The 17324-nt window shown below is 31.3% G+C and carries 15 protein-coding genes; 3 read left to right on the top strand and 12 right to left on the bottom strand.

What is annotated here, in order from left to right; all coding sequences use genetic code 11:
• Positions 1-185 precede the first annotated feature (185 nt).
• Positions 186-851, bottom strand: a complete 666-nt coding sequence (locus GXK57_RS21385) for an NAD(P)H-dependent oxidoreductase (RefSeq protein ID WP_160680058.1) — start codon at positions 849-851, stop codon at positions 186-188.
• A 157-nt stretch (positions 852-1008) separates the two neighbouring features.
• Here GXK57_RS21385 and GXK57_RS21380 point away from each other — a divergent pair, with 157 nt between their 5' ends.
• Complete coding sequence (locus GXK57_RS21380; protein WP_160680057.1) at positions 1009-1347, top strand: helix-turn-helix domain-containing protein; 339 nt, start codon at positions 1009-1011, stop codon at positions 1345-1347.
• A 142-nt stretch (positions 1348-1489) separates the two neighbouring features.
• Here the strand turns inward: GXK57_RS21380 and helD are convergent, their stop codons facing one another.
• The gene (helD, locus tag GXK57_RS21375; RefSeq protein ID WP_160680056.1) at positions 1490-3721 is read right to left on the bottom strand and encodes an RNA polymerase recycling motor HelD; all 2232 of its coding nucleotides are present in this window, start codon (positions 3719-3721) and stop codon (positions 1490-1492) included.
• A gap of 585 nt (positions 3722-4306) precedes the next feature.
• Between helD and GXK57_RS21370 the strand changes: the two genes are divergently transcribed.
• Positions 4307-5188, top strand: a complete 882-nt coding sequence (locus GXK57_RS21370; protein ID WP_160680055.1) for a radical SAM/SPASM domain-containing protein — start codon at positions 4307-4309, stop codon at positions 5186-5188.
• A gap of 91 nt (positions 5189-5279) precedes the next feature.
• On the opposite strand, the gene GXK57_RS21365 is transcribed toward GXK57_RS21370, so the two are convergent.
• From GXK57_RS21365 to GXK57_RS21325, 9 genes are all read right to left on the bottom strand, one after another.
• Complete coding sequence (locus GXK57_RS21365) at positions 5280-5585, bottom strand: hypothetical protein (RefSeq protein WP_160680054.1); 306 nt, start codon at positions 5583-5585, stop codon at positions 5280-5282.
• 284 nt (positions 5586-5869) lie between these two features.
• Entirely contained in the window at positions 5870-7255 is a 1386-nt protein-coding gene (locus GXK57_RS21360) for an amino acid permease (RefSeq protein ID WP_160680053.1), read from the bottom strand.
• 446 nt (positions 7256-7701) lie between these two features.
• Positions 7702-9228 (bottom strand): DUF4830 domain-containing protein, encoded by a 1527-nt coding sequence (locus tag GXK57_RS21355; protein ID WP_160680052.1) that lies wholly within the window; start codon positions 9226-9228, stop codon positions 7702-7704.
• A complete protein-coding gene (locus tag GXK57_RS21350; RefSeq protein WP_160680051.1) occupies positions 9200-9772 on the bottom strand; it encodes an RNA polymerase sigma factor in 573 nt (190 codons plus the stop codon). Before GXK57_RS21350 ends, GXK57_RS21355 begins: the two co-directional genes overlap by 29 nt.
• 415 nt (positions 9773-10187) lie before the next feature.
• Positions 10188-10331, bottom strand: coding sequence for a hypothetical protein (locus GXK57_RS21345; RefSeq protein WP_160680050.1), 144 nt, complete (start codon positions 10329-10331; stop codon positions 10188-10190).
• 106 nt (positions 10332-10437) lie between these two features.
• Positions 10438-11514 (bottom strand): diguanylate cyclase, encoded by a 1077-nt coding sequence (locus GXK57_RS21340; protein WP_160680049.1) that lies wholly within the window; start codon positions 11512-11514, stop codon positions 10438-10440.
• A 353-nt stretch (positions 11515-11867) separates the two neighbouring features.
• Positions 11868-12467 carry a nitroreductase family protein gene (locus GXK57_RS21335; RefSeq protein ID WP_160680048.1) on the bottom strand — a complete coding sequence of 200 codons (600 nt, stop codon included), beginning with the start codon at positions 12465-12467 and terminating at the stop codon, positions 11868-11870.
• 131 nt (positions 12468-12598) lie between these two features.
• Positions 12599-13012, bottom strand: a complete 414-nt coding sequence (locus GXK57_RS21330; RefSeq protein WP_160680047.1) for a thioesterase family protein — start codon at positions 13010-13012, stop codon at positions 12599-12601.
• Positions 13013-13098: 86 nt separating this feature from the next.
• The gene (locus GXK57_RS21325) at positions 13099-13953 is read right to left on the bottom strand and encodes a patatin family protein (RefSeq protein WP_160680061.1); all 855 of its coding nucleotides are present in this window, start codon (positions 13951-13953) and stop codon (positions 13099-13101) included.
• A gap of 254 nt (positions 13954-14207) precedes the next feature.
• On the opposite strand from GXK57_RS21325, the gene GXK57_RS21320 reads away from it, so the two are divergent.
• Positions 14208-15140 (top strand): DUF2935 domain-containing protein, encoded by a 933-nt coding sequence (locus GXK57_RS21320; RefSeq protein WP_160680046.1) that lies wholly within the window; start codon positions 14208-14210, stop codon positions 15138-15140.
• Positions 15141-15266: 126 nt separating this feature from the next.
• On the opposite strand, the gene GXK57_RS21315 is transcribed toward GXK57_RS21320, so the two are convergent.
• Complete coding sequence (locus GXK57_RS21315; protein ID WP_160680045.1) at positions 15267-17225, bottom strand: triple tyrosine motif-containing protein; 1959 nt, start codon at positions 17223-17225, stop codon at positions 15267-15269.
• Between the last annotated feature and the right edge of the window lie 99 nt (positions 17226-17324).

Genomic DNA, 17324 nt, shown 5'->3' with positions numbered 1-17324 from the left:
ATTCTTTGCGCAAGCTCATCTAAGCATCGGATGACTGACCACTTAATTTCAACACGCTGCTTTAACAGAGGCAATTTTTAAACTATATCTATTAATTTTAGGACATTGCTTTAATGGCTAAAATTTCAGAATAGCATTTTATATTTCATTAATTAAGTGTACTTTCTATTATACTTATAAATTTATTATATCCAAGTAACAATTTGTTCCATTGCCTGCCTTGTTTTAGCTCTAGGCTCAACTTTTCTATATCCAAAGGCTAGCATGTAAGATATAGTGAAGCTTCCATCTTCTAATACTCCTCTGCTGTTTAGCACTTCCTCAAGTTTCTCCTTATTAAACCCTTCTATAGGACAAGAATCAATACCTATTTCAGCTGCAGCAGTCATCATATTTGCCATTGCTATATAAGTCTGCTTAGAAGCCCAATCATTTAATGCTCTGGAACTTTCAAGCATCTTAAAGTCATTCTCTTGAAAGTCCTTGTATCTATTTCTTTTTCCTTCAGCAACTTCACTAGGAAGCTTTTGAATCTCTCTCATAAAGTCTTCTATATACTCAGAATCATATCTTAAATCTTTTTCTGTTCTCGAAAGAACTAAAAGGAAATGGCTAGCTGTAGGTAGTTGCCCTTGGGCACCCCATGAAACTTTTCTTATTTCCTCTCTAAAACTCATATCTTGAACCACAACAAACTTCCAGGGTTCAAATCCTAGAGAACTTGGTGACAGTCTTCCTACCTCTAAAATAAAATCAAAATCTTCTTTAGAAATCTTCTTATCTTTATCAAATTCCTTACATGCATGTCTAAAGTTATGTGCTTCTAGTATTCTTTGTTTCAATTCTTGCATTGTTAATCCACCTCTCCATTTATAATTTATATGAGTAAATTATATTTCATTATTTGCATATGTTGAAGAGTGCACATTTTTTATATATAATATACTATAATATACCTAAGTATAAAAAGTATACTTAATATAAATTTTAACCTTAGAGGTGTTTTTTATGAATAAGGATAGCATAGAACTAGATGAATCCCCTTGTGTTAACTCTCCCTGTCCTGTAGAGTCTACCTTAAATGTAATTGGCGGTAAGTGGAAAGGCATTATATTGTATAGATTATTCTTCGGTAAAAAGAGATTTAATGAGCTTAGAAGAGAGATGCCAAAAATAACCCATCGAATGCTTACACTTCAACTAAGAGAGCTAGAAAATGATGGCTTAGTTAAGAGAACTATATATGCTGAGGTTCCTCCAAGAGTAGAGTACGAATTAACGGAATTAGGGCTGACAATAAAGCCAATAATAACAGAGTTATATAATTGGGGTAAAAACTACTTATAATAACTATTAAGTTTGCAGCCCCCGCAAATAGCTGGTACTTGCAAAACAAAAGCCATGTATACTAAGGAACTAATATTACCTTATATGCATGGCTTTTATTCACAAAAATTATGGGCTCATTTCATAACAATCATTACATTATCTACTGCAAAAGTTTGCTTATCTGCCCTATATGGTATATCTTAAGGTAATGCAAAGGTCTTGTCATAGCTACATATAGTAATTTTATATCTAATTCACTATTAGTATACATCTGTTTTGATGCATTACAGATTATTACCATATCAAACTCAAGTCCCTTAACTAAATAAGTAGGTATTATTACTATTCCTCCATTAAAATCACTTTCACCTCCGGTGACAATACTAGTTTCTATATCAAAGCTATCTATTCTACTTTTAAGTTTCCTACATTCATCTATATTCTTACATATAAGTGCTAGTGACTTATATTCTTTTTGCTTCCATAAATTTATATCAGACTTTATCTTTAAGGCTAGCTCCTCAATATCACTAAGGCCTTCTATTTTTATTAATTCACCATGCCTTATAACAGGTTTAGCCAGAGGAAGTTGCCGTTCTTTTATGTTTCCAAGCACTTTTGTGGCACTACTCATTATCTCTACAGTTGTTCTATAACTCTGCTCAAGAGTAAGCATTTCAGCCTCTCCGTCAAATATACTCTTGTTTATATAGTCCCAATCACTAGTGCCTCTATAGCTGTAAATCCCCTGGCATATATCCCCTAGTATAGTCATTGAACTTGACCCAAGAACCTCTTTTAATACTAGAAACTGAAATACGCTAAAATCTTGCGCCTCATCTATTACGACATGTCTTAAGTTTAGTTTTTCTTCCAATCCATATATCTTTAATTTTATATACATTAGTGGTGCCAAGTCTTCAATGTCTATACTCTTACTATCAATATTAGCTATTGTTTGATCTGCAAGCTTTGCTATAAGTCCTTCTGGCTTCCAATCCTTAAGCATATACATGAAGTCTTTATAATAATCACTTACTCTAAGAGGCTCTATTTTTTCAAAGTAATCTCTAATCAAACTGCCCATCTTAATCCTTGCCCTTTTAACTGTTAGATCTCTCTCATCTGCAATCTCTATTATCTTTGCTCTTCTTTCAGGACAATCATCCATATCTCTTCTAAGCTTATTTATCTTCCAGTCATAATCGTCTTCAATCGACTGAAGAATCTCTTTCTTATTTGCTTTTAGTTTATTTGTTAGATGTTTCTTTATTTCTACTATTCGTTTTTGAAAAGGGAGATGATTGTAGCTGTTAGTAAACAGACTTTTTATTTCTTTATAAGGATATATTATAGTATCATGAATTTTGAAATCTAATTTAGGAATGTATTTTGCTTCTATAAACTTTAAAAACTTATCTAGCATCAATTTGTATTCTATTGAGGATTTAAAACTACTTATTTTATTCGATATCACGTCTCCTTCAATTATACTTCTCAGTTTTTCCGAAGGATCTTTTATATCAAACTTCTCTCCGATAAACTCCAATGCAAAATCCTCAAAGGTATTTTGTCTAACACTATGAACCCCTAGTTCCGGTAATACGTCAGATATATAACTTAGGAAAAATCTATTTGGAGCGATTATCATAAACCCATCGGAGGGTACAGTCTTTTCATAATTGTACAAAAGATATGCTATTCTATGAAGAGCTATGGTTGTTTTACCTCCTCCAGCAGCACCTTGAACTAGCAACGGCCTCCACATATCAGCTCTAATAACCCTGTTCTGCTCTTCTTGAATAGTTGATACAATATCTTTTAGTCTATTGTCTTTAAGTGAATTAAGACTAGCCTGAAGGAATTCATCATTTGTAGTTATATCTATATCATATATTTCTTTTATTTCTGATTTTTCAATACTGTATTGTCTCTTAATGCTTATATCTCCGCTTATAATGCCATCCTCACATTGGTATTGAGCTTCTCCAAGCCTACCTTCATAATAGAGGGTTGCCACAGGTGATCTCCAATCCACTATAATCATCTCGTTAGTATTGTCATCCATCAACGATACCTTTCCGATATATAGTTTTTCAAGTTTATCTTTATGCCGCTCCTTAAAATCAACCCTTGCAAAGTATGGCTTTTCTATACTACTTTCAAGCCCCTTAACCTTATACTCTAAATTTTTCTGAAGCACATAATTTATAGATAGATCATTGAACTGCTCCGCATTGTCTGAGTTGTAATGAGATAAACCATATTCAACTTCTGAATCGATCTTATTTTTATCTGCTAATATTCTATCATTATAGTTTTTAAGATATTTCAAAGTTATACCTAACCTTTTCAACTCTTCTTCATAATCAGGATGCTCTATTCCCGCCATTCAAATCACTCCTTAATTTTAATTTTGTGCCACATTGTACTAAGCATAAAGTGGTAACTAATTTTGAATACTGAGATAGATAATATTTTATATCAAATAATGGAAAAACTAAAATGTTAATTACCATCATATTTAGTATTCCGATACTGTGACTTTATCTAAATATATGTAGAAACATAGTAAATCTAGATATTTCTCATTTTATCTTGACAACATGATATTTTTGCATTATAGTATAAGTATAAATTAGGAAATCATATTAGATTAGTGAATTTATGCCAAAAATACTTTGTAAAATATTGTCAATTGCTAGAGATTTATGTTCTCTAGTTTTTTTATTTTACAGAAGATAAAACTGCTATTAATTCTTAAATAAATCAAAAAAACTCCTACCTATTAATTGATCCGCTTAATATAAACATTTATTATAATTGGTTTAGTACATAAAAATATTGAATATAAAAACCTTAAATTATATATTTAGATATATAAAGTCATAACTTGTAATTTGAATAATAATCTATAAATAACAAAAATGGATTTATTAAATTTATAGAATGTCATACTAAGTATAGGAGAAATCAAATGAAGAAGTTTAAAAAAATATATATAGAAATAACTAATGTGTGTAACCTATCCTGCGAATTTTGTCCACAAACAAAAAGAAAACCGGAGTTTATTTCTGTGGATAAGTTTAGCGAGATTCTGGATAAAATAAAAGGACATGGAGACCACATCTACCTTCATGTAAAAGGAGAACCTCTGTTGCATCCAGAACTAGAACAATTATTAGAAGTAAGTCATTCTAAAGGTTTTAAGGTCAATATAACAACAAACGGCACACTAATTAATAGAGTTAAAGACACTTTAATCGGAAAGCCATCGCTTAGACAAATTAACTTTTCCCTTCATAGCTTTGATGGCAATGAAAATTCTAAGGATAAAAACTCATACATAAATAGCATTTTATCCTTTACTAAAGAAGCTGTTGATACCTCTGAAATAACCGTATCCTTAAGACTTTGGAATTTATCTGAGAATAATAATATTAACGTTGAAAATAAAAGAAATAGTACAATTATAGAAATGATAGAAGAATTCTTTTCTCTAGATTATAGGATAGAAGAAAAAGTTATTCCAGCTAGAGGAATAAAGCTACAAGATAGAATTTATCTAAATCAAGGCTCTGAATTTAAGTGGCCAGACACCAAGCTAGAGACTGAGGACAGCTTTGGTTTTTGCCACGGCCTAAGAAACCAAATTGCTATATTAGTCGACGGAACTGTTGTTCCATGCTGCCTTGATGGTGAAGGAGTTATAAACTTAGGTAATATCTATAGTTCATCTTGTCTTGATGAAATCGTAGAAGGTGAGAGAGCGTCTAGTATTTTCAAAAGCTTTTCTAATAGACAGATAAAAGAAGAACTTTGTAGGAAGTGTGATTATAGAAGAAGATTCACTAGGTAAAAAGTAGTCATTCTTAATAAGCTATACTACAGTTATTTATAATACTAAATGAGTGATTTTAGGTAATATCATTTAAATCACTCATTGCCTTTCACTTTTTTCTTATGTTATACAACAATCTAAATTCTCTTGCCAGAGAATAAATCGATACTACTCCAATTATTAGAATCCCCATGAACTTTGATATTCTGAATATAAAGGTAGCTACTATTATTGCTATTCCTATAAGCGCTGGAGGCAATGCAATATCGCTTATGAACTTATTCTTATCTTCTATATCTTCTGGTGTAATCTTATCATTTATCCTTAATATAGTTTTGTTACCTATCCCCAATAAATAACTTAGTATAAGTAATACAAAGCCTACTGCAATTAGAATGTACTCGTAACCTTCCATTAACACTCCTCCATAGAACAATTAATACAATTAATTTATATATTATTATATGTGTATTACAGCATTATTATATATTAATTACAATTTTATTACTTTTAGACTTTCTCAAACAGTAAAAAAACTGCTAATAACTTAGCAGTTTTTATAACGTATCAATTAATTCAATTTATTTTCTAGAGTATCCCTTAAAGCCCCAAAAGGAGCTCTAAAAAATTCTTTAATTAAAACGATACCTTTTAAAATCTGTTCTTTGACCTATTAAGAAGAATATAAACATCAAAATCCTAATTAGCTTCTTCATTTTGTATTAAACTATGCTTTCTTCCATAAGTAAAATACACAATAAGACCAATTATTATCCACACTGAAAAGCCTAACCAAGTCTTAGCCTGTAGTCTTGAAAGGAGATACACGCAACATATAACCGCTATAATTGGCGTAACTGGAACGCCAGGACATTTAAATATTCTATTAAAATTAGGCATTCTCTTTCTAAGTACTATTACGCTTAAAGAAACTACTATAAACCCTAATAAAGTACCTATACTTAAAAATTGAACTATTATATCTAGTGGAAGTAAGCCTGCTATAATAGCAGCTACAGTTCCAGTTATTATAGTAGATATATACGGTGTCTTATGAACTGGATGAACCTTAGAGAAAAGCTTAGGTAAAAGGCCATCTCTAGACATAACCATAAACACTCTGACTTGGCCATATAGTACAGCCAAAATTGTTGATATCATACCTATTATCGCACCAGTTCCAACTAGAGCAGAACCCCAGTTTATGCCTACTCTTGCTAAAGCTCCAGGTACTGCATTCTCAGAAATTATCTCTTTAAAAGGAACCATCCCTGTAAGTACAAAAGCTACCGATATATATAGTACGCTTACTATAGCAAGACACATTATTAAGCCCAATGGTATATCCCTTTTTGGATTATCTGCCTCTTCGGCAGCTGTAGATATTGCATCAAATCCAATATATGAGAAGAATATAGTAGCCGTTCCTGCAAATATTCCTTTTATTCCGTATGGATTAAAAGGCTTATAGTTAGCTGCATTTATATGAGAAAATCCTAATACTACGAATAATAGTATTATGCATATCTTAATACCAACCATAATATTATTAACACGAGCGCTTTCTTGCATTCCGTAACATAAAAGTGATGTTATTATTACGATTATAAGCACAGCAGGAAGATCAATAATCCCACCTTTACTTGGTGATGCGGCAAGTGCTTTAGGTATACTTAAGCCTATATTGGCAAGTATTCCTTGAAACGTACCAGACCAACCTGATGCAACTGCGCTACAAGCGACTAGATATTCAGCAGTAAGACACCAACCAATAATCATCGCCACTATTTCACCAAATGTTATATATGCATAAGAATATGTGCTTCCTGCAACAGGAAACATAGTTGCAAGCTCTGAATAACTTAGCCCACAAAGGCAAGCTATAACAGCAGCTATAAGGAAAGATATTATTACAGCAGGACCTGCAAGATGAGCCCCTTCACCAGTAGCAACAAATATTCCTACACCGACAACCGCACCTACACCAAGGGCAGCTATATCCTTCGCTTTTAAATTTTTCTTCAACCCAGTCTTAGCTACTCCCTCAAGCATCTGCTCGGCTGTTTTTTTCTTAAAAATGTTCATTAAAATCCTCCTTAAAAAGGCCCCAAAACAAATAAATTATTAAAAAATCATAAAACTAAATGAAAAATTATCATCACGATACAATATTATATAATAAATTAAAAATAGTTCAAACTAACGGCTATATATTTAACAACATATTTTATGATATATCGCCATTTTTCGTTATTTTATACCGTATTTACTACACCTTTTTAAAAACAATTAATTTTTTATCTACAACCATAATTTCTTATTCACATATATGTATAAATATTAGCTATATCGCTAGCGTCAATACATATATTTTTATAGAAAGTCCTTAGTTTATATAAATAAAAATACACTTAACTTATGATTAAATGTATTTTTATTTAGACTACTATTATTAATTAAACTTTAATTATACTTATCACCAAGTTGTTCAATATTGCTCAGCAACATAACTATGATAATGTTTATAAAACTTAGTTAGCCCCTATAATTTCTCCAGTCTCTACATCCAGATATATTGCCACTGAAGGTTTATCAGAAATAATTACTCTCCAAGCTATCTTAGAGTACCCCTCACTCTTACGATAGATATTATTTCCTTTAGCACTATCTCCTCTCTTTGTATTAGAAAGAATCTCATAATTATTGTTTGGAGCAATCGATTCTAAACCAATATCTTTACGTCCATATAAACCTAAGACTTTAAAATACCCATCAGCAATACTATAAGCGTGGCTTTCGTCTATAGTAGTATTTGACTTTCCATTATAGATCAAAGGTCTGTAACAGCTAGTAATCATCTCAAGTCGCCCCTTGGAATCAACTGCTATTTTCACAGAATTATCTCTGCTATAAATAACTTTATTATTTATAGCAATAGTTTGGCAGAACTGTGCGATAAACTGATTATTAGGTGTTCCAGGGTAAGAAACATCTGCAATATTGTATTGAAAACCTAACTCTTTGTAGTAACTAATTGCCTTTTCCTTCAGCTGTTCTTCAGTTAAATCTTTTAAAGAGTCATCCCTTTTTAACTCTTTAGTCAGCGATAACTCTATAACTTGACCACTTATAGCATCTATTCTAACTATATAACTATCAAACATAACAGTATATAATGGTCTCTTATAATCTTGAGTTCCACTGTTAATTCCAAAATCCCTAACCTGTTCATCAGAGGAAAAATACTTTTTAATAAAGTTTTTGGCTTTTTCTGCAGCAGTATCAGTACTTATAGGTAAGTAACCAGCTTCATCGTCTGCACTCTCAGTCTTCAATATATTTTCCAAGTCACCATTCTCACTCATCCATGCACCAATTATCTTATTGGAATATATCAAAGTTATAAGAAGCCCTTCAAGTTTATCATTCTTCTCAACATTTTCAGCATATAAAACTACCCTTTTTCCTCTATAGCCCTCAAAGTTGTATCCATATTTTTTAGACAGTTCATTTCTTTGTTTAAATATATCTCCTATTGGTATATCTCCAGCATGCTCCTCAAAATTAGGTATTCTAATATGCATATTTATAGCGCTGTTCTTTATTGTTACATAGCCTTTTTTCATCGCAAATTCTTCTATGCTTTTACCGTATACAGACAATACACTTTCGTTAGCTATCTCAGCCTTAGAAACTTTATTATATCCGTCATCTAGCTTTGCATAGATATCGTCAGCATTATTACTATTGTTTGATGAGATATTACTTTCTCTATTAAAGAAGTTAAATAAAGATGGCCTTAATACAGCTAATTCTCCTACAATAGCAACAAAGAGGACACTTGCAACCAATAAATTACTTAACTTTCTTTTATAATTTTTATTTATCTGAGGCTCTACCTTTTCAACCTCGCTTATCAAAATATTTTTCGTCTCTTCAATCATATCCAAAGTTGGAAACTGGATATCTTCAAAATAATCTATGACCTTAATATCATCTACAATATTTTTATATTCTTCATCAAAATCCTTATTTGAGCGGAATAACTTCTTTTTCATTGATAGTTCCCCCTAAAAGCTTTTTATTCAAATTCTTTAAAGCACGTCTCAGCCTAGTCTTTACTGTCGCTTCCTTAGTAGAAGTTATTTTTGCTATCTCACTAATCTTCATATCATAAAAGTATCTTAAAATAATAACTTCTTTCATTTCAAGACTTAAGGTATCTATAAGTACTCTTATAGATTTGTTATCTTCTTGCTGCAATAGAGCATCCATTGATGTATCAATATTATTTTCCTCTTTAATATCTATATAGCTATCACACCAGTCAATCTTCTGTCTCTTTTGTCTTCTAAAATAGTCTTTAACTAAATTTGACGCTATGGTTAACAACCAGCTTCTTAGCTTATCCTCATGCTTGTATTTTTTTATGGCACTTATGCCTTTAATAAATACTTCCTGCGTTAAATCATAAGACATATGATAGTCCCCAGTAAGCTTGTATATGTAGGCATAAACTATCTTATAATATCTACTAACTAATAAATCGACGGAGCTTCTATCACCATCAATAACAGCCTTTACTAACTGTTCATCCGACATAATCTTCCTCTCTCCTTAAATTATCAAAATACCCCAATTTATAATCTTTCTTTGTATACTTTTAAATGTCTATAACTGCATCACTATATAATAAAAATCTTCATACTTCCCTTACATCGAAAACCTTAACTTAGTTAAAGTTAAAAGGTTTTATCTTCGCCTAATCAATATAAATCGAATCATCTATAATAGAGCCTACTTCTTATTTATACGCACACCTCAAAATACCCTCCTCAACCTATTGCTATATCATCACATAATATGAACGAATTTATATAAAAAAAGGTTTCATCCTTAACAAATAAAAAGAAGTCACCAATAAAACTTTATTAGCAACTTCTTTATAAAATATTAGTAATTAAATCATCGGATTACTGACCAATTAATCTCCGAACTGTATTTTAATAGATCCAAATTAAAATTTCTTAGCCATAATTATAGCTTCTGCAAAAGGTTCATCCATATTTTTAATACCTTTCAGATGCCCCTTAAATACTGCTACAGGATTCTTAATTGCATTAGAATAACTTTTTCCGTCCTTTTTATCTCTATGTTCCATAAAAAAACCTCCATCTGTAGACATTTTTATATCAATATTATGTTTAACAGTATTATTAAAATTAATTGCCTACTTATTGGTCTCTGTAAGAGAGTAACTATTAAATTTAAATATAAGATACCTTATTCCTTCCATCTCTCTTAGACTTATAAAGAGCATTATCTGCCAACTCATATAACCTTTTTATATCTTTCGTACTTTCGGGGAAGCTTGCAACTCCAATTGATACAGTTAAAGACACTGTATTTTCATCAGATAATATAAAAGTATATTGTTCTACATTTTTTCTAATTTTTTCGCCTATTCTAATAGCACTATCTCTATCACAATCAAGTAAGATAACTGTAAATTCCTCTCCTCCATTCCTTGATATCACATCAAAAGATCTGCTACTATTAACGAATATACTTGCCATTTCCTTCAATACAATATCACCATTTGCATGACCATAGGTATCGTTTATATGTTTAAAATGGTCTACATCTATAACTAAAAGTGAAAGTCTTTCCTCTTTATCTACAGCATTAGAAGATAACCTCTTCATCACTATGTTAAATTGCCTTAGATTGTTTAGTCCTGTCAAAAAGTCTTGAGAAGATTCTTTCACAAGCTTTACATAAAGTCTATTTGAAGAGAAACAATATTCAAGATACTTATAAGTAATTGAAGATACAATTATAGATGACATTATATACATGGCTAGTATGGATTTAAACTGAACAGCATTGTAATAATTTATTATAAGTGCAATGCTGGCGGCAACTGTGTTAAAGGAAGTGCAGTAAGCCCACTTTTGCCAAAGCCTAAGTTTCTTATTACAAATCACCCAATTGGCTGAACCAGAAACTATAATTAAAACAACCCCATAGATAGATGAAATATTTACTCCAAAATAAGCTATTCTGAAAAACACAATCATGATGCTACATACGTATATTGATAGTCCACCACCATAAATTGCTGCTATTATTATTGCCATATTTCTAAAGTCGATTATTGAATTTGTATAAACAGGGCATCCAAAATAGATTAGTCCTATTCCTAAGATTCCATTGAGAATTCCTATAATCAACTTCTTAGTATAAGGATTTATTTTTATATGATCATATTCTTTTTTCCACTGAGTAAATAAACTGATAGAACTTATTAGAATAGAGAGATTTATAAAAAGCTCTTTGATCATATAAAGACTCCTTTCCCATATAGCTTATGTCTTATTATTTGAATGAGGTCCTCTATTTATGTATAAGCAATATCTCCTCTTCCTCACAATGAGTAAACTTTTATTTTATCAACTGTTTTTATATCTTTATCTTTCCAAATTCATATAAAGAAAATCCGCAAGTTGAACAATCCTTGTCCTTTAACATATATACCCATAATCGTCTCAACTCCCTATAACTACTAATATCAACTAAAAAAATCTTATATTTTTATATAAAACAAAAAACACCCATAATTTGAGTACTGCCATTAATTAGTTAATATCCACTAATTTTTAAGCTATACTTACTTTTAGGTGTTTTAAATATGTCACTACTGAAAGAGTCTAAATCTCTCATCTATAGACTGATACTCTTTTTCTCCAGCTAATTGGAGTGGCTTTCCAAATGGCATTTGTGCAATAAGCATCCAACTTTCTGGTATATGCCAATTGCTTCTAACTTCCTCATCAATTAATGGATTATAATGCTGAAGCGATGCTCCAAGTCCTTCTATCTCTAAAGCAGTCCATACTATATATTGAAGTATACCAGAGGACTGCTCAGACCAAACTGGAAAGTTATCTTTATATAGCGAGAATTTGTCTTGAAGACTCTTTATTACATCTTGATCTTCAAAATAAAGTATTGTCCCGTGTCCCCCAGCAAAGGAATCTAGCTTTTCTTCAGTTTGAGAAAAACTAGCTTCAGGTACTATTTTTCTTAAAGCTTCCTTAGTTATCTCCCACAGCTTAGTGTGATGATTTCCTAGTAGCAATAAAACTCTTCCACTCTGCGAATTAAATGAAGTTGGAGCATACTTTACCGCATCCTTAAGTATATCTACTATCCTATCGTCAGGTATAGTTGATTCATTACTAATAGCATAAATTGATCTCCTACTTTTAACAGCAGTATAAAAATCAATAATCATCTTCTTCCCTCCTATTTTAATATCTCTTAATATATATCTTTATATAAAATAAAAGATTTTATCTCAATATATCATTTACTTATGACAGGAGGTTTATGTATCCAGATAATTTATATGCCTATTTTGCTATATTATAATAGCTGCTGAATCCTTTGCCATACATCAGGATTACTCTTTTTTAGATTTATTATCTTAAAACTTTTATTAACAAATGCATGAACAGTGCTTCCCTTTGCTAAAACAGCACTATCTTCATCCCTTACAACCTCGTAAGAAAATATAACCTTAGCTCCATTTAGCTCTTCTATTCTAGTTTTCACTGTAAGTTCGTCCTCATATTTTGCTCCTATAATATACTTGCATTTACTCTCAACTAAAGGAATCATAATATTTTCCTCTTCCATCTGCCTATAAGTCATACCTGATTCTTTAATAAATTCAGTTCTTCCTACTTCAAACCAGGCATAATAATTTGAATGATGCACTATTCCCATCTGGTCAGTTTCTACATATCTCACTTTAATTTTCGTTTCACTTACTCTCATATTTAATCTCCTTGGTTAATATACAATATGACAACTATATTAATTCTTTTTAAATTGTAGTAAATAGGAAAAAAGCTAAAGGCTTATTATAACCAAGCCTTTAACTTTTCATAATTTTTCTTTGCATCTTCATAACCCAAATCATATAGTTTATAAAGTTTCTCAGGCCTCTTTTCTAATCTATCAACCTGTAAGTCTTCGCTTGGCCTTAAAACAAATATATCTCCGTCTCTATTCATCTGCTCTATTAAATCTAAAGTTTTATTATAAACAGAATGTCTGTTTACCATAGCCTCAGCTAGACCTTTATATTTAGAGTAAACTCTATCTACAATCCATCTTCTCTTAAAAGCTTCTTTTCTATAACCTTCTGGCCTTGTTAATATCACCACGTGTTTCTTATTGCCATCAATTATAGACTTGTTCAATGGTATAGGATCTGATATTCCTCCATCAAGCAGATTATACTTATCATAATTAACTATTGGCGCTGCAAATGGAAGACTACTAGATGCTCGTATAACAGTTATTATCTTGTCATTATCTTTAAAGCACTGATTTTTTTCTACATAAAAAGGTTCCCCTGTTATACAATCTGTAGTTCCAATTACAAATCTTTGATCAGAATTAAAAAATGTATCATAATCAAAAGGATCTAATTCATTGGGTATCTTGTTATAGACAAAATCTATTCCAAACAAACTCTTTTCCTTGAAAAAGTTTCTATAACTTAAATACCTATGATCTCCTATATAACCTATGTTAATTCTTTTGTTTCTCTCGAACTGTTTAGAAATATATGATGCTGCATTACATGCACCTGCTGAAACTCCAATTACATATGGGAAGTGTAAAGATTTTTCAAGAAAGAAGTCAAGTACACCAGCAGTATAAACTCCTCTTAGACCTCCACCTTCAAGCACTAATCCTATATCCTTCATCATATCACCTTCTACTCTTTATATTTACTTTATTATACTAAATTGTTTCAACTTATAATAGTCAAAATTTTATTAATAAAATAATTATAATACTGAAAGTCCCCTCGGGACAACCTTGTAAGCCAGTTATAGAAAGCTACTAGGTATAAATAATAATTTTAATAAGTAAAAGTAACCTTTTACTTCATAGGATCATATAATAGTCATTGTAAGGTTTACAAAGCTACATAAATAATATTAAGGAAGGATACATTATGCTCAATGATAGAGACTATATCATTCACTCATTAGAGTTTAACCTATTCTTTTTAAGAATTGCAAAGGAACATACAATTTTTGCGGCAGCTTCGCTACCAATAAAGAACTTAAATGTTATAAAACAGGCTAATATCTTTAAGAGAGCATATGAAGATCTTCTTTCCAGAGTCATATTGCTTAGTACAAACGAGCAAGTTGGTGGCTCTATGACAAACTCAGGAGAATATGTGACAGAATACACCTTAGCTGCTGAAACAATAACATCTCAATTAACTGGAATCCCTATAGAAACAACTATCACAAATAAAGAAATAGAAATGTTTAAGTCTAGTTTTCCAAGCTCCAGACAAGACAACCTAATAGCTCAAATATCAGGATTAAATGAAGAGGCTATCCGTCTTACAAATATAGTCATAGACTTTCAAACAAAATTATTAAATGATGTATTAAACTGCAGAGCCTTTTCTTATACCTATCCCTTAATGCTAGAACACGTCACTAGAGAGGCTCAGTTTGCTGTAATGACTCTAAGGAAGCTACAAATGAAAGATACTATAGATACAATAAATGAAATAATAAACTTTGAAATTAATTGGACTAGACTTATGGATGAGCATTCAAAATTTATAAGAGGATATCTAGATCCATCTCAGCCAGCACTTTTTGACACAGCTAACGGATTCTCCAACGAACTAGATAAGCTATTTGCCTCAACCTTAGCACTTGAAGATAATCCAGAAGAACTTGCACGAGTTACAAGAGAAACTATAACTCAAGTTACCAGCCTAAGAGATTTTAAAGCTCAATCTGTAGAAGGAATACTTTCTTGTAAAATACGTTCTATAATACCTCCTCTATTGAGCGACCATGTGCTAAGAGAAGCAAATTACTATTTAAAGCTTCTACGAAGCTTTGATGCTTCTCAATAATGATAAACAAAAAATTCACTGAAGTAATTTTCTTCAGTGAATTTTCGTTTGCACCTGTAGCTTTTCTATTTTTCGTTATTTTGCCTATCAGATAAAATTCAAATCAAACTCTATAGCCGAATTTAATTAATTGAACTTAGGAATCTCATAGTAGAACATAGAATTTTTCATTTTTAATATTATGTTTTTCATAATTTGAGATTGCTTATATGCCCATCCCACATCTGTAGCATATTGATGGACATATAATGTATTAGGCGATTTGTATATAGTTGCAATATCCCATCTCATCTTGTATAACGTATTTTGATTATAAGTTGTACTATTAATATAACTTTGAGATATAAACTTTGCCCCACCTACAATTGCTTGATCAACTGTGAACCATCCCTGTTTATACGCATTTTCTGATCCCCAAAGATCAGGATTGGAATCATAAGCGCCTACACCATAAACATTATATACTTTCACAGGAGAACTAACAGGGATTAATTTAGACCCTATATTTCCAAAAATCTCATGAACCTGACTAACTGTTATTCCTGTAGCTAATGCTGATGTTCCGTTTCCAGTCTCTAATAAAGAGTGCGCTACCAAATATACCGGGTTCACATTATAGGTTTTTCCTGCCTGTATAAAAGAAGCGCCCTTTCCTTCTAGAACACCTTTTCCTAAAAGCACATTATTTAAGTCCTCAACAGTTATTCCATCTACATAGTTAAGCTTTAAGAATTGATATACCCCGTAATCTGTTATAAAGTTATTAGGGTCGGCATAATACTTAGCTTGATCTCTTGTGGCATCAATCCAGTTACCGCTACTCCAAGTCTGTGCTTTAGAAGCTAGTCCCATTTGACTATTAACAAAACTATCTAGTGTAATATTAGTGTTATTGTAACTAATACTCCCGTATCTCAAAATTTCAAACTCAATTTCTTTTGATCCATCATAAATATTCTTAGATGATATATCCTTAACATCAACTTTAATCTTGTACTTACCCTCTTTTGAAGGTATCCAAGTATATGTAGAATTAGTTGAGTAGTCGTTAACTAAAATCCACTGACTACCATCATTAATCCAATATCTATATAAGCTTGCAATCCCGTCAACAGACTTAGAGCTTATTATTATTGTATTACCAAGTCTTCTTGGAGATGCTAAGTTTGTTGAAATCTGCTGAACCTGTGGAAGCTTTGCAACTACAAAGGTCTTATCTAAAAAGTTTTCAAAATCACTTGTTGATCCTTGTGCTTTTACTTGAACCCTAACGGTATAGCTAGCTCCTGATGTAGGATTCCAAATAAATTTATTATCAACAGAGTAATCTTTCAAGGTAACCCAACCAGTTCCATCATTCACCATAAACTTATATAATATACTGCTTGTCCCACCACCGATTGCTGTAATTGTAATTGGGGTATTTACAAGAGTTGGCGATGTTTTATCAAAAGCTATATTGCTTATTGTTGCAGTTGAACTTCTAACTTCATAAGATGTCTCAATTGAAGTATCTGGATTTCTTAATGAATTAGCTTGTTTTATATCTACTTTTACTTTATACTTACCTTCCTTTGATGGTACCCAGGTATACATCTTATCATAAGTATAGTCTCTAACCATACTCCAGGATTGTCCATCATAGATATAATATCTATAGAGCACTCCATTAGTTAAGTTGATATTAGCAGTAAACTTTACAGAAGTGTTTACTGTAACTGGAGAACTGATACTACTAGTTATACTCTGAGCTTTTACAGTACTGTATACTTCAAAGCTTATTTGTTTATAAACAGTAGCAATAGTTTTACTATACCTATCCTTTACTTCAACCTTTATCTTTTGTGTTGCAGGTCTATAAGGCTGCCACTGCGTACTGTTCTTTGAGGAATAATCTTGTAAAGTGTACCATCTTGCACCATCATAAATAGAAAACTTATAAAGTAAATTTTTTGTTCCTGTTGCACTAGCATTTATCTTTACAATTTCCCCAACCTTAGCTGATTGTCTATCTGCAGTAAGGCTTGTTACACCAATGCTGATAGCATGAGCCTTTACATTTTGAAATGCAAGCGTTATCAGCATAATAAAAAAGAAAACACCAAATTTTCTGTTAAGCTTCAGAAGAACCTCCCCCTTTATCTTTTGACTAAAAAAGTATAAATTTTTTTATACAATTTTAAT

Source organism: Clostridium sp. C8-1-8, from assembly GCF_009928445.1.
GTDB lineage: Bacteria > Bacillota > Clostridia > Clostridiales > Clostridiaceae > Clostridium_AR.
Note: the sequence above shows the minus strand (reverse complement) of the source record. Positions and strands in the feature narration are given on the sequence as shown.